The sequence below is a fragment of the Bartonella henselae str. Houston-1 genome (genome assembly GCF_000046705.1).
GTDB lineage: Bacteria > Pseudomonadota > Alphaproteobacteria > Rhizobiales > Rhizobiaceae > Bartonella > Bartonella henselae.
Genome location: NC_005956.1, coordinates 85,483 through 101,073, shown reverse-complemented (window position 1 = coordinate 101,073; position 15,591 = coordinate 85,483). Strand labels below are relative to the sequence as shown.

Annotated in this window: 11 protein-coding genes; 3 read left to right on the top strand and 8 right to left on the bottom strand. The window is 37.2% G+C overall.

The window, feature by feature from the left end; all coding sequences use genetic code 11:
• The first annotated feature begins 1 nt into the window (after nt 1).
• A complete protein-coding gene (gene truA, locus AYT27_RS00365; protein WP_011180035.1) occupies nt 2-745 on the top strand; it encodes a tRNA pseudouridine(38-40) synthase TruA in 744 nt (247 codons plus the stop codon).
• 32 nt (nt 746-777) lie between these two features.
• Here the strand turns inward: truA and AYT27_RS00360 are convergent, their stop codons facing one another.
• Nucleotides 778-1,641: an LOG family protein gene (locus AYT27_RS00360; protein ID WP_011180034.1), complete on the bottom strand. Its 864-nt coding sequence runs from the start codon at nt 1,639-1,641 to the stop codon at nt 778-780.
• 107 nt (nt 1,642-1,748) lie between these two features.
• On the opposite strand from AYT27_RS00360, the gene dapD reads away from it, so the two are divergent.
• A complete protein-coding gene (gene dapD, locus AYT27_RS00355; RefSeq protein WP_011180033.1) occupies nt 1,749-2,597 on the top strand; it encodes a 2,3,4,5-tetrahydropyridine-2,6-dicarboxylate N-succinyltransferase in 849 nt (282 codons plus the stop codon).
• Between the two features lie 75 nt (nt 2,598-2,672).
• On the opposite strand, the gene lepA is transcribed toward dapD, so the two are convergent.
• The 6 genes from lepA to dnaK all read right to left on the bottom strand — a co-directional run bounded on the left by lepA (nt 2,673) and on the right by dnaK (nt 13,242).
• Complete coding sequence (lepA, locus tag AYT27_RS00350) at nt 2,673-4,478, bottom strand: translation elongation factor 4 (RefSeq protein WP_011180032.1); 1,806 nt, start codon at nt 4,476-4,478, stop codon at nt 2,673-2,675.
• A gap of 577 nt (nt 4,479-5,055) precedes the next feature.
• On the bottom strand, nt 5,056-5,964 hold the full coding sequence (locus tag AYT27_RS00345; protein ID WP_034447589.1) for a DMT family transporter: 909 nt from the start codon (nt 5,962-5,964) through the stop codon (nt 5,056-5,058).
• 34 nt (nt 5,965-5,998) lie between these two features.
• The gene (gene argB / locus AYT27_RS00340) at nt 5,999-6,904 is read right to left on the bottom strand and encodes an acetylglutamate kinase (protein ID WP_011180030.1); all 906 of its coding nucleotides are present in this window, start codon (nt 6,902-6,904) and stop codon (nt 5,999-6,001) included.
• A 1,618-nt stretch (nt 6,905-8,522) separates the two neighbouring features.
• Nucleotides 8,523-8,723: a hypothetical protein gene (locus AYT27_RS09080; protein WP_223396414.1), complete on the bottom strand. Its 201-nt coding sequence runs from the start codon at nt 8,721-8,723 to the stop codon at nt 8,523-8,525.
• Nucleotides 8,724-10,045: 1,322 nt separating this feature from the next.
• Nucleotides 10,046-11,191 carry a molecular chaperone DnaJ gene (gene dnaJ, locus AYT27_RS00330; RefSeq protein WP_011180029.1) on the bottom strand — a complete coding sequence of 382 codons (1,146 nt, stop codon included), beginning with the start codon at nt 11,189-11,191 and terminating at the stop codon, nt 10,046-10,048.
• A gap of 158 nt (nt 11,192-11,349) precedes the next feature.
• Complete coding sequence (gene dnaK, locus AYT27_RS00325; RefSeq protein WP_011180028.1) at nt 11,350-13,242, bottom strand: molecular chaperone DnaK; 1,893 nt, start codon at nt 13,240-13,242, stop codon at nt 11,350-11,352.
• A gap of 859 nt (nt 13,243-14,101) precedes the next feature.
• On the opposite strand from dnaK, the gene AYT27_RS00320 reads away from it, so the two are divergent.
• Complete coding sequence (locus tag AYT27_RS00320) at nt 14,102-14,662, top strand: copper chaperone PCu(A)C (protein WP_011180027.1); 561 nt, start codon at nt 14,102-14,104, stop codon at nt 14,660-14,662.
• A gap of 128 nt (nt 14,663-14,790) precedes the next feature.
• On the opposite strand, the gene lysM is transcribed toward AYT27_RS00320, so the two are convergent.
• The gene (gene lysM, locus AYT27_RS00315) at nt 14,791-15,246 is read right to left on the bottom strand and encodes a peptidoglycan-binding protein LysM (protein WP_011180026.1); all 456 of its coding nucleotides are present in this window, start codon (nt 15,244-15,246) and stop codon (nt 14,791-14,793) included.
• Between the last annotated feature and the right edge of the window lie 345 nt (nt 15,247-15,591).

Below are 15,591 nucleotides of genomic sequence, written 5' to 3'. Positions count from 1 at the left end.
TATGCCACGTTTTAAACTCACTCTTGAATATGATGGCTCAAATTATGCCGGCTGGCAGCGCCAAGCAGAACTTCGTACTATACAGAGTGCTCTTGAACAGGCACTTTTTCATTTTAGTGGGCAACAATTGACCATTACGACAGCTGGTAGAACTGATGCTGGTGTACATGCTACCGGACAAGTTGCACATGTTGATTTTGAAAAAAATTGGCGTACACATACTGTACGCGATGCGCTTAATGCGCATTTGCAAAAACAGGGAGACAATATTGCAATCTTGCATGTACAAAACGTCCCCGATAGTTTTGATGCACGATTTTCCGCAATCAAACGCCATTATCTTTTTAAAATTCTCAATCGCCGCTCTCCACCAGCCCTAAACACTAAACGCGTATGGTGGATACCAAAACCCCTTAATGCGCAAGCCATGCATGAAGCTGCCCAAAAACTTGTAGGGAAACATGATTTTACCACCTTTCGTTCAGCACATTGTCAAGCAAAAAGTCCTATTCGCACCCTTGAACGTCTCGATGTTCAAAGAGAGGGAGAAGAGATCTTCCTCTATGCACAAGCGCGCTCCTTTCTTCATCATCAAATTCGTTCATTTGCAGGAAGCCTCATGGAAGTTGGTATTGGACGCTGGACAACACAAGATCTTGAAGCAGCTCTTCATGCCAAAGATCGCACACGTTGTGGTATGGTCGCGCCACCTTCAGGACTTTATTTGACCAAGGTGGAATATTAAAAACTGTTTAAAAATTACATCCTTCAAAACGATTAAGGAAGCTTATAAAAGCAACGAATTTCTTCAAAAGCTTGTGCTGCTGCGTCAACAAATTTCACCAAATCAACATCGGAGGGAGAAATTGTACCCTGCGCTGACAAATAATCAAAATTGATCACATTGTCCCAAAACTCTTTGCCAAAGAGTAAAATCGGAACCCGTTTCATACGTCCCGTCTGTATTAGAGTTAATGTTTCAAACAACTCATCTAGAGTACCAAATCCTCCAGGGAAAATAGCCAATGCCTTTGCCCGCATGAGAAAATGCATTTTGCGTATCCCTAAATAATGAAAATTAAAACATAAATGCGGAGTCACATAAGAATTAGGTTCTTGTTCATGCGGTAAAACAACATTTAAACCAACCGTTGGTGCACCAACATCAACAGCACCTCGACTCCCCGCTTCCATTATCCCTGGCCCTCCCCCTGTGACAACCACAAATTCACGATACTCGGTCGTAGCAGAATAGCATGAACATAAACGTGCAAATTCCCTTGCTTCATCATAATAATGTGACATAGCATGCAAATTCTTCTTTTGTGTTTCATTTTTTGCTGCCCACGCTTCTTTTCCAGGTTTTGGAATACGCGCACCACCAAATAAAACGACTGTTGATTGAATATCACATTCTTGAAGCGTCATTTCTGGCTTTAAAAACTCAAGACCAATACGTTGTGAACGTAGTTCAGGACGCATCATAAATTCTTGATCGATATAAGCCAAACGATAAGTAGGCGAACGCATTTGTGCTGAATTAGAAAACTTTTTTACTTGTTGTAGGGAATCCTTCGCTTGGAGAAGTGGTGTCCAATGTTTTTGTTCTTCTTCTGTTTTTTCTGTATAATCTTTTTTCATACACCTATCCTGCTTCCTTATCGTTTTATTGACTGAATACATTTCTTCGCGTAGGTCATAAAGCAATAAATCCTGAAGCTTTCAACTTGTTTAACGGAACTCTGGTTATGACTGATCTCACACAACTTGAAATGATTATTGAAAAAGCATTTGACGACCGCAACTCTATCAATACAACCACTAAGGGTGAAATTCTTGAGAGTGTCGAACATGCGTTAAACCTTCTTGATAAAGGTGAAGTCCGTGTTGTAAAACGTCAAAAAAATGGAAAATGGCACGTTCATCAATGGTTGAAAAAAGCCGTTCTTCTTTCTTTTCGGCTCAATCCTATGCAAATTATGACCGGTGGAGTAAATGGAACATCTTGGTGGGATAAAGTCCCTTCAAAATTTTCTCATTGGCAAGAAGCTGACTTTAAAAAAGCGGATTTCCGTTCCGTTCCTGGAGCGATTGTACGCCATTCTGCTTATATTGCACCCAATGTTATTCTGATGCCATCCTTTGTCAACCTTGGTGCTTTTGTTGATGAAGGAACAATGGTCGATACATGGGCCACTGTTGGTTCTTGTGCACAAATTGGCAAACATGTTCATCTTTCTGGTGGTGTTGGTATTGGAGGTGTTTTAGAACCACTGCAAGCAAACCCAACGATTATTGAAGATCATTGTTTTATTGGTGCACGATCTGAAGTCGTTGAAGGCTGTATTATTCGTGAAGGCTCTGTTTTAGGAATGGGAGTCTTTATTGGAAAATCTACAAAAATTATTGACCGTACAACAGGTGAAATTTTTATAGGCGAAGTCCCTCCCTATTCTGTCGTTGTTCCAGGTTCTCTTCCCGGAAAACCACTCCCAAACGGTGAAATAGGCCCTAATCTTTATTGTGCTGTTATCGTGAAACGCGTTGACCAAAAAACACGAGAAAAAACATCTATTAATGATCTTTTGCGTGACTAAAGTTTACTCTTCAAAAATCTTTGCTAATCAATAAAATACAAAGCAATCAATAAGGGGGGATACTCCCTTATTTCATTATTTATTCATTTTGAGCGCTTGAATAAAAGCTGACTGTGGTATCTCTACTTTTCCAAATTGGCGCATTCGCTTCTTGCCTTCTTTTTGCTTTTCTAAAAGTTTGCGCTTACGCGTGACATCACCCCCATAACATTTAGCCGTTACATCTTTGCGTAAAGCACGAATAGTTTCGCGTGCAATGATTTTACCACCAATCGCTGCTTGAATTGGAATCTGAAACATATGCTGAGGAATAAGGTCTTTCAGTTTTTCACACAGTGAACGCCCACGCTTTTCCGCAATAGTGCGGTGCACAAGCATCGACAATGCATCTATAGACTCTCCATTCACCAAAATAGACATTTTCACTAAATCACCCTCCGTATAATCCCTCATCTGATAATCGAAAGATGCATAACCCTTTGAGATTGATTTTAAACGATCATAAAAATCAAAAACCACTTCATTCAGCGGCAAATCATATGTCACCATCGCACGCGTCCCAACATAGGATAAACTAACCTGTATTCCACGACGTTCTTGGCAAAGTTCTAAAACTGATCCAAGATAGTTATCAGGAGTCATTATTGTGGCCCGAATCCATGGTTCTTCAATAGAAGAAATTTTAACAATATCAGGCATATCCGCTGGATTATGAAGTTCTTTGACAGAACCATCATGCATATTCATACGATAAACAACCGAAGGTGCTGTTGCAATTAAATCCAAATTAAACTCGCGTTCTAATCTCTCTTGAATAATTTCAAGATGAAGAAGTCCTAAAAAGCCACAACGAAAGCCAAACCCCAAAGCCGCTGATGTTTCAACTTCAAAAGAAAAACTGGCATCATTTAAGCGCAACTTACCCATAGCTGCACGTAAATCGTCAAAATCAGCGGCATCAATGGGGAAAAGTCCACAAAAAACAACTGGTTGCGCTGGCTTAAAACCAGGTAACGCTTCTTCACAAGGACAGCGCTCTTCCGTAATGGTATCACCAACTCGCGTATCAGCAACTTCTTTGATAGAGGCCGTTATAAAACCAATCTCCCCAGGTCCTAATTCATCAACCTGAATCATTTTTGGAGTAAAAACTCCAACGCGTTCAACTGGATATTTTGCCCCAGTCCCCATCATCCGAATGATCTGACCTTTTTTCAATATACCATCAATTACCCGTACCAAAACGATGACACCAAGATATGCATCATACCAGCTATCAACCAACATCGCCTTTAAAGGCTTGTTAACATCTCCAGTACGCGGAGATGGTAATTGTGTAACAATTGCTTCTAAAACATCAGAAACACCTAAACCTGTTTTTGCCGATATTTCCACGGCTTCAGAAGTATCGATACCGATTACATCTTCAATTTGTTCTTTAACGCGCTCAGGTTCTGCTGCTGGAAGATCAACCTTATTGAGTACAACAACCAATTCATGAGAATTATCAATAGCTTGATAAACATTTGCCAACGTCTGCGCCTCTACACCTTGGCTCGCATCTACCACCAATAGCGAACCTTCACACGCTGCGAGTGAGCGTGAAACTTCATAAGCAAAATCCACATGACCAGGCGTATCAATAAGATTTAAAATATAGGTCTCACCATTCTTTGCTTTATAGTGTAAGCGTACCGTTTGTGCCTTAATTGTAATTCCACGTTCGCGCTCAATATCCATGGAATCAAGCACTTGCTCTTTCATCTCACGTGTCTCAAGCCCTCCTGTCATTTGAATCAAACGATCAGCTAAAGTCGACTTTCCATGATCGATATGCGCCACAATGGAAAAATTACGGATATAATTACGATCTACTGTCATACGGGCGATTTAGCAAAGAATAGCACAAAACGCAAAGACCAATTGTGCTCTTTTGAAAACCTTTCAAAAAAATATAAACGAAAAGAGCTTCTCAAAACACAACTCCTCATATCCTAACAAATGAGGATTTTGTTTACTAAACTCAATAAAAACGATTGAAAGGGTACCCAAATACTCTTAACTCTTGCATATCTGTTGGTCTTATCCATCCATATGTTCGTATAATATCAAAAATGCCCATAGAACTTAAACTTGAGATAAAATTCGCAAGAAGCATTTTTTCTCTTCGTACATAACGATCCACTTTTTATCAATCTTACAAAATAAAAAAACTCATATCAGAACAAGTGACCTTTGCCACTATCAAAACTTTATAAATATGCTCTCTTGTACAATGTCTTTAAAAAAGTTCATTGTTTTTAAAGAATTTTATTCTAAAAGATTCCTTTGCCTCTTTCCTTAAAAGTGAAAAAGCATCAGTAATCTGCTTCGTTTCATTGAAGAAACAGAAAGAATGAAATCTCTTCACGTGGAATATCACGAAATAAAATCAAAATAAGAGAGGGAAAAAAGTTAATCACTTTTTTAAATTATTTTTCTTTTTCCGCCATTGTGAAGGTTGTAATTCAGCCACAACGATCCCAATCAGAATAAGTGCCCCTCCCAATAAAGCTAAAGGGGATAAATGCTCACCAGCTAAACGCCCAACAATACCAGCCCAGACAGGTTCACCTGCATAAATGAGTGTTGCACGCGTAGGTGAAATAGACTTTTGTGCCCAATTCATAGCTAATTGAATGATAGCACTCATCAATGCCAATCCTATACCGATATTCAGCCACACCCATGAAAATGGAGGTATGCTCTCCCCTATAAAAGGCATACAAAAAAATGAAAAAAGACCACTAAAAAATAGCTGTATAATCGTTACACGCCGGCTATCAACCTTGTGGGCAAAAATTCCAATGAGTATAACTTCTCCCGCAATTGCTAAAGCGCCTAACAAAGTTAGAATTTCACCTTTTGAAAAATCAAAACTTCCAGACTTTTTGCCAGAAATAAGGATAAGCCCAATAAAAGCGAAAATAATACCAAGCCAACAAGCTAAACGAGGTGGCTTTTTAAAAACAATCCATTGCAATATTGGAACTATCGGAACATAAAGCGCCGTAATAAAAGCCGACTGACTACTAATAATCGTTTGCAGCCCCGTTGCTTGTAAAGCGTAACCCAAAAACATTCCCAAACCAATAGCCATTCCAGCAAATATTTCATAAACGGTTATACCTTTCAGAGAGCGCCAAAAAATTGCCCCACAGATAAGCGATGCAACCATAAAACGAAATCCAACAAAAAAGAGAGGCCCGCTATAGCGTACCGCGATGTGAATCACTAAAAATGTAATGCCCCACAATATTGTGGCAGCAAATAATGCCAACTCTTGCTTGTTTAATAAAGGACGTTTCAACTGTTTTGTATTATTCATGAAAGGCTTCATCCTCCAGTTTATTCTGTACGCTTTACGAAACGATAAGCGTTCCAGCTCCCTGTTCAGTAAACAGTTCTAGTAAGACAGAATGGGGAGTTCTGCCATTTAAAATGACAACAGCTTCCACCCCATTTTGAAGAGCCTTCATACAAGTTTCTACTTTTGGAATCATACCACCTGAAATTGTTTCATTTTTGATGAGGTTTTCAGCTTCAGAGATTGTCAATTCCTTTAAAAGTTTACCCTTTTTATCCAATACACCAGGAACATCAGTCAAAAACAAAAGGCGTTTAGCCTCTAAGGCACCGGCAATGGCCCCAGCAAAAATATCAGCATTAATATTATAGGTTTTGCCATCGCGACCTGGAGCTACAGGAGCAAGAACTGGAATCATTTCAGAACATGCCAAAAGATCCAATAATGTGCGATCAACTTCAACAGGTTCACCGACAAATCCCAAATCCAAAACACGCTCAATATGCGAATCAGGATCAATCACAGTTTTATAAGCTTTTTCGGCAAAAACCATATTGCCATCCTTGCCACACAATCCTATTGCCCATTCACCTTCAGCGTTTATGAGAGCGACTATTTCTTTGTTTATGGAACCCGCTAAAACCATTTCAACTACTTCCACGATCCGTTCATCGGTTACGCGTAAACCGTTTTCAAACCGCGACTCAATCCCCATTTTCATCAAAATTTCAGCAATTTGAGGACCTCCACCATGGACTACAACAGGGTTAATACCTGATTGCTTCAACAGAGCAATATCACGTGCAAACGCCCGTCCCAAAGCAGGATCACCCATAGCATGACCGCCATATTTTACAACGACCGTTTCATTTTCATATTTTTGCATATAAGGTAAAGCAGACGACAAAAATGCTGCTTGTTTTTCAAAAACATCTGCAACACCATTTTCAACATCATCCATTAAAAGAGTCTCCTCATTAACTTTTTACCATCTCTTAGTGAAATTCAAGAAAAGTGAAAACAAATTTACTCTATCCATCCCCCCGAAAATCGTCGATTGTTCTTTAAATTACCACCCAAAGACATAACGCAATGAAATAAAGGCATCTTTCTTAAAAAAATTGACATGGAAAAATTAAAAAATAGATGTACAAAATGCCATTATTTTATGACCTTATGTCTAAAACTCGAGAGTAGAATTTAGAAGAATCTTTAAATTATACCTGTATATTCAAATTATTGAGCTTACCTTATCGTAGGATCTTTAACAATAATATATAAAACTATTGTTTTCATTCTATGAAAACAATAGTTTTATAATAGTGAATTTCATTGCCATATTGCCAATACAAAAAATGACTAAGTCGTAAATATCCCTCAATTAGATTCCCTTTTGATCTAAAAATTCATCTTTTTCTACTCATAAAAATCAGAAAATATCACTTAAATAATCACCGCCATGTATGCTATAAAAATAATAATCTATTGATTTATAAGGATAATTTATCATCTTCTAACTTGAATGAGAGCACAAAATACAGTAAGATTCTCTTATGATAAATCAAATAGAAATCATTTATTACTACATCATAAAAAGGACTAGCGTGTGGAGAAACCTGTTTTAGAACAAAGTAAATATAGCTCTTATAAACCGTCTTACATACACAAACAATTGCAAAATTGGGAGCTGATAAATATATGAAAGTATCTTGTTTATATCTTCATAAGCGTAAAAATGGTGCCGTCCTATAGGACTTATATTATACCATTTACGAGCATCGTCATGAGATGAATGGAGCTAGAATTTAATTAAAATGTTTCTTTAAAGAAAATTTGCATATAAATACTTTAATAGCATGCTGTTCTACGTGACGGCTATAACATTATTAAAAAACGCGATAAATAAAAGTGTGAGAAAACGCGCAATCTCCATTATTAAAAAAGATATTGCTTTAAATGCTTTTCAAAAGCGTAAAATAGAACCAAAGGAATATGGTAAAGTTGGAAGCTGATTTCTATATTACGACTTCATATTCTTCCAAAATTAAACTGTATACCTATTTCAGAATTGATCCAAACAAATATTCGTAATATTGTCATCCCAATCTGATACTTAAAAGCTTTCATAACAAAGAAAACACTAAACTATCTTAATGTTTGTCTTAAAATATACAACTATCTTAGAGCGAAATGTTGTTTATAGAAAATAGCTAAAGACACGCAAAAATCTGTTGTAGTATCACGCTCCTTTCATACCCCACGCAGGGATTGTCCATATATTATCCATCAATCTGATCTTAATAGATATAACGTATAGGATATGTACAAATACCTGTAAGAATAAGCAGACGCAGAGCCAGTTGTGTTATACTTGTTGTTTTGCAAAGTGTTTTATAAAAAGCCGGAATGTCTCTCCAATCCATAGTGGGTATGTTTTTAAATTTATGGTGTTGTTTTAGCAATAAAGCCTTTGTCTTTTCTATTGCTTGTAACGTAAAATCTAAACTCAGCGTAACCGCGTGTTTTAGACTGAGATTAAGAAATATTAGTGCTTTACAAGCTGTATTAGCTTTTGCATACTAAATTAAGGCGAGAATATTGTTTATATCTGTTTGTGTAATCTCTGAAAAGAAGATACAGCCTAATTTAGGAAGAATACGAAGTTTTAAATATGGAAACCAGCTTCCAACTTTACCATATTCCTTTGGTTCTATTTTACGCTTTTGAAAAGCATTTAAAGCAATATCTTTTTTAATAATGGAGATTGCGCATTTTCTCACTCTCTTGTTTCTTACCTTATTTAATGAAGTTACTCATCTTCACACAATATATATGCTATTGTGTTGCCAATTCATGCACTTGTTTTAAAGAGATATCCTTCTATACACCTAAGCCCATTTCATGACGACGCCCGTAAATGGTATAATCGAAAATCTATTAAGCACTACCATATTTACGCTTAGTGCAAGTTAACACCACATTCTCTTTGCCAACTTCCAACATCACGACGACTCTTGCATAGAGACGATTCATAAGGAGAATTTTCGATATTCATAGCTTTTATTCAAGTTGCAAAACAATGAATTATCCTTATCAATCAATGTATTACCTATCGCATGCGCTTTATGGAAAAACAGCGCTACAAAGTACACACACATGTCGGTTCTCAATTGGAGAGAGGTCCTAGCTTTTTATAAAACACTGCGCAAAATAACAGAATCACATCAAAAAAATATAGTAAAATCACATTGTCCAGTGCCAAAAATAAATGTTTTTTACTATACAAAATATAGATAAGCTTTAATCGTAAAATCGCTTTTGCAAATAAAAATATCCAACAAGAAAATTGTTATTTTTGTTATCTTAAAGCACTACACATAATTCGTTAATTTATAGCCATCCATCCTCAGAAGATAAGAATAAAGATTTAGAATATCATCACAACCTTGAAGCCATAAAATATTAGTATTCGTTCATGTCCTCTCACATAAACAGAATTGACTGCAACTAATCAATAAGGCACAGCTTCGATTACTTGAATTCCATTCTCTAAAAAATATTTGAATAAATGACAGTGGCTTACGTACATTCGTATGAAAAATATCTCTAAAATTTGATATAAATATACCCTGAAAGTATCCAAAATATTTCACTAAACTTCTACAGTACGCGTGAATTTTGCTTATTCTAACCCGTTAAGCCTTTTCTTCAAGCAAGCGACTTTACAGTTTGTATTTAAACAACAGCTTGATTGCAAAAATCAGAAAAATAGGATTTTTAGGAAAAAAATCAAAAAAAATTTCACATATCTAAAGTATCGTTAAAAGTGACATTGGAAAAATCGCCAGTATAGCTAATTTATTGTCCATGGATAAGTTCCTGTTCACATCTCATAGTACTCAACCCAACACTTGCCCTTAGAGATATGAAATGAAACATAAAAACGAACCCCCAATAGGAATTTATTCTCTATCAATCATTAGAAATTCTTCTCTCTTCAAGCAAAAAGAATGTTATCCCTTCCAAAGATTGTGATGCAATAGAAAATTTAATTAAAGTAATCGTTAAAGGATGCTCTCCCTCCATTCATTCTGATGGACACTCACTCATTTTTACCAGAAATATTCTCAAAAAACTCTTTCATCCGTGAAAAAAAACCATGTGATTGTGGTGAATTTTCGTGATTTGAAAGCTTTTCAAATTTTTGTAACAATTCACGTTGCTCTTGCGTCAATTTCTGCGGTGTTTCAATAGTGATATGAATATAAAGATCACCTCTCACTTGTTGACGGCGTAACATAGGCATTCCTTTGCCTTTCAGGCGGAATTGACGTCCATTTTGTGTCCCTTCTGGAATCTTAACACGTGCTTTGATACCATCAAGGTCGGAAACTTCAAATTCTCCTCCCAAAGCAGCTGTCACCATTGAAATAGGAACTCGACAATGAAGATCTGCCCCCTCTCGTTGAAAAAATTCATGCGGTTTAACAGAAAGAAAAATATAAAGATCACCGCTAGGACCACCACGAATACCAGCATCTCCCTCACCAGACAGACGAATACGCGTACTATCTTCTATACCAGCTGGGATATTTACACTCAATGAACGATTTTTTTCTACCCGTCTCGTTCCCTGGCATTTTGGACATGGATCTTTAATAGTTTCGCCACGTCCATGACATACAGGACATGTTCTCTCAATGGAAAAGAAACCTTGTGCAGCACGTACACGACCAGCCCCATGACAAGTCCCACAAGTTTGTGGTTTAGAGCCCTTTTTTGCACCTGATCCTTCACAAGCATCGCACACAACAGAGCTAGGAATATTAATTTGCGCGGTTTTTCCTGAAAATGCCTCTTCCAAGGTCACTTCCATATTATAACTTAAATCTGCGCCACGCTCACGGCCATCACTGCGTTTACGGTGCCCACCCCCCATAATTTCGCCAAAAAAATCTTCAAAAATGTCAGCAAATCCACCAGCAGAAAAACCGCTAAAGGGACTTCCTCCCCCGTTATTGTTATTTTCAAAAGCCGCATGACCGAAGCGGTCGTAAGCTGCCCGCTTTTGAGGATCTTTAAGAACTTCATAAGCTTCGCCAATTTCTTTGAATTTCCGTTCTGCCTCTTTATCCCCTGCATTGCGATCAGGATGATATTGCATCGCCAGCTTACGAAAAGCAGACTTCAGTTTTTTATCATCACATTCGCGAGTCACGCCAAGAATTTCATAATAATCGACCTTCATCATGTATTCCTGATAAGTTTTTGTTATCCATCTTTATGGATAAGATTTGCTTTCAATTTATATTTTTAGCGATAAAGTTGCAACTGATCTCAAATAATAAAGCCCACCCCTCTATTTCAAAGGCTGGGTTTATTACCTGAACAACACAGTTTCTACACTTATTTCTTCTTGTCATTAATTTCTTCAAAATCAGCATCAACAACATCATCACTCTTTGTATCTGTTTCTGTGTTTGGTGTTGCTGCTTGTGAAGCTTCATACATAGCCTGTCCGAGCTTCATACTAACTTCTGCTAATTTCTGCATTTTCGCTTTTACTTCTTCAGTATCAGTACTATCAAGTACAGACTTCAAGTCCGATATTGCAGTTTCAATTTGTTCTTTCTCTTCAGTTGATACCTTATCACCATATTCCGTAAGTGACTTTTCAGTTGAATGAATAAGAGCTTCTGCTTGATTTCTAGCTTCAACACCTTCACGACGCTTTTTGTCTTCAGCCGCATGCTCTTCTGCATCCTTTACCATTTTTTCAATGTCAGCATCACTTAGACCACCTGATGCCTGAATACGAATTTGATGTTCTTTACCAGTTCCTTTATCCTTGGCCGAAACATTGACAATACCATTCGCATCAATATCAAAAGTAACCTCAATCTGAGGCACACCACGTGGTGCTGGTGGAATACCAACAAGATCAAATTGACCCAATAACTTATTATCATTAGCCATTTCGCGTTCACCTTGGAACACACGAATAGTCACAGCATTTTGATTATCATCAGCGGTTGAAAAAACTTGTGATTTTTTAGTTGGAATAGTGGTATTGCGTTCAATGAGACGTGTGAAAACTCCACCCAAAGTTTCAATGCCCAAAGATAAAGGCGTGACATCCAAGAGCAACACATCTTTTACATCGCCCTGTAAGACACCTCCTTGAATAGCTGCACCCATCGCCACAACTTCATCCGGATTAACGCCTTTGTGTGGATCCTTGCCGAAGAAGCTCTGCACAACTTCCTGAATCTTTGGCATACGCGTCATACCACCCACTAAAACAACTTCGTCAATCTCACCCGCTTTCAGTCCTGCATCTTTCAATGCTGCTTTACAAGGCTCAACAGTGCGCTTCACTAAATCATCAACGAGAGATTCAAATTTTGCTCGAGTCAACTTCATCGTTAAGTGCTTAGGACCAGATTGATCTGCTGTAATAAAGGGTAAATTGATTTCTGTTTGCTGTGAAGAAGAAAGCTCAATCTTTGCTTTTTCTGCTGCTTCTTTTAAACGCTGCAAAGCTAGTTTATCATTTTTCAGATCAATCCCTTGTTCTTTCTTGAATTCATCTGCAAAATAACCAACCAAGCGCATGTCAAAGTCTTCACCACCTAAAAACGTATCTCCATTGGTTGACTTAACTTCAAAAACACCATCTCCAATTTCAAGCACAGAAATATCGAATGTACCACCACCAAGGTCGTAAACAGCTATCGTTTTTCCGTCTTTTTTATCCAAACCATACGCTAAAGCAGCAGCTGTAGGCTCATTGATAATCCGCAAAACCTCAAGTCCTGCAATTTTACCCGCATCTTTGGTAGCCTGACGTTGTGCATCATTAAAATAAGCAGGAACCGTAATAACCGCTTGCTCAACTTTTTCACCAAGATAAGATTCGGCAGTTTCTTTCATCTTTTGCAAAATCATAGCTGAAATTTGCGAAGGAGAATATTTCTTACCCGCTTCTTCAACCCATGCATCACCATTGTCGCCTTTAACAATTTTATAAGGCACAAGAGCTTTATCTTTTTCAACCATTGGGTCATCAAAACGGCGCCCAATTAAACGTTTAACTGCAAAAATCGTCCCTTCGGGGTTCGTTACCGCTTGCCGCTTAGCAGGTTGCCCAACAAGTCGCTCTCCTCCATCAGTAAAGGCAACAACAGAAGGTGTCGTCCGCGCTCCTTCTGAATTTTCAATAACCTTTGCGTTTTTGCCATCCATAACAGCAACACAAGAGTTAGTCGTTCCTAAATCAATACCTATTACTTTTGCCATACTATAATCTCCATTCAGCAAGCTACCTCAAACCTTCATTAAGCATCTCTCTAAGACAGCTCCTTAATCAATTACACTCAAAGTCTGAACTCACCTCAAGTTATATTAATAAACTGCAAGCCCTAACACGTCTTGCTGCTTCGTATATAAGAACAGGCTCTTATTGCTACAAGAGAATAATGAGAGAAACATTCCTAAAATAAAACTTTTCTTTTAAAATAGGCATGCAAACGCCATATTTATCGAATATTCGCATATTATAGTATATCTTTCCTGTAATTCTCGTGAATATATTAGCCTAAAAAAGATCATGCGTGCATGTCTGCCTTATTCTTTTATCACCAGAGATACTCAGGTGAAAAATTTTTAAGAATATTGTTCAAACACGATAGATTCATGCTATGAATATCATAGTCTTCCTTAGCTAAACTTCTCATGAACGTTATATTCTCACACAATCAAAGAAGGCAATATTTCTTCTAGTGAAGACTTATAGAATCAAATGTAACCTTTTTAAATACTAAGAAGATATTATCTGTCAATCTACTCTCAATAGCCATGCTTTTAACCACTTAATCGTTCATTGCTGTTTAAAAGCCATATTTTGAATACACTCAACATGCCCTTCTTCTTGACTGGCATACTTCTTCAATTTGCAAATATATTAAGAATGTTCCTTTCGCCTTTAACTGCACTTTTATTTAAAGCCTTATTGCCCTGCTCCAAAACTTAAAAGCCCCCATGTTTCCTATTCTCACATTCAGATTAGTATAACCCTCATAATTCTTTCTTTTATTTTGAACAAAATTTCTGCTAGAAATAGACATAAAGTGAATTTCACATTAAGGAGGGTAAATAAATGATAACATTTATCGTCGAGCAAATGAAAGATCTCATACTTCAAATTTCAGCTTTCGTACAATATCTACTCAAAAAAGTTATCAAAAATGTGGTATGGGTTCTTCTTCTTGCTTCCATAGCCCACCCCCACCCTGCAATTGCTCAACAATATAAAGTTGGAGAGATAGAAATCCTTCATCCTTGGACACGCGCAACACCCAGAGGCATAAAAGTGGGCAGCGGCTATCTCTATATCATTAATCATAGCAATACCCCAGATCGTTTGGTTTCTGTTTCAACCAACGGAGTACAAACAACAGAAATCCACTCCATGGCAGTTGTTAACGATATTATGAAAATGGAAAAAATGCACAATGGCATTGAAATCCCAGGAAATGGGGAAATTACCCTTAAGCCTGGGGGTGATCATATTATGTTCATGGGGCTTTCACAACCATTCAAGCTAGGCGACAAAATTAGTGCAACATTAACATTTGAAAAAGCGGGAACAGTTGATGTTGAATTCTCTGTAAATGCTACGGTAGACAGATTACCTTCCAAAACAGCTCCTACGCCTTAAATTTTTTCCTCACCATTCAAGGCACATTTCAATATGAAAATGAGAAGTATGAAAAAATTTTCATACTTCTCATTTTTTAATGCCGTAAATATGCTATGAAGAAATAAAAATTTATCCTCTGTCCTACATTAAGCACGGTCAATTTCAGGAATACGTAAAACTTGTCCAGGATAAATTTTATCAGGAGATTTTAGCATTGGCTTATTAGCTTCAAAAATAAATGTATTTTTATCACCTTGCCCTTTTCCATAAACTTCTTCAGCAATTTTCCAAAGATTATCACCAGATTTAACCTCATAAAAACGAGAAGCTTTCATACATGCAGTATCTGCAACCTTTAATTGGCCAATATCAACAGAAGAGATACCCTGCGCATTGCCCACAACTAAAAGTGCTTTTTCAAGTGTTTCCCTATCTGGAACTTCACCACTCAAAACAACTTTACCATTTTCAACCTGGATATTCACTTTTTCTGTGCCAAGTTGAAAATTATCGAACGCAGTTTTAAAATCTTTTTCTGTTGGCTCAGAATCTCCAATACCAAGTTTTTCACCAACCGTTTTAATAAAATTAAAAAAACCCATTATCGCCTCCTTTCGTGCAACACGTGCAAATTTTTGCAAATATATCACCACACTCTTTTCTCTGCTTTTAAAACAGATAGGGAAATTTTTTAAACTTCAACGTTTAAAAGTGAACCTGTTGCATTCTCCTCCTGTTTAATTCTGGTACAGAAACAACCACAAATTTTGATCAAAAAACGGCTCCTTAAAAATTTATCCTCCGAAAAGGGATCTTAATGTGTGCAAAAGCGTTATAAAATTGCAGAGATAAAACAATCTTTTATCGTAAAGGTGAAAAGTTTTTTACTCAGCTACAATTTGTATCGTATCAGCTAAAGTTTGTATCATATTTGTTTTGCAAAAAAA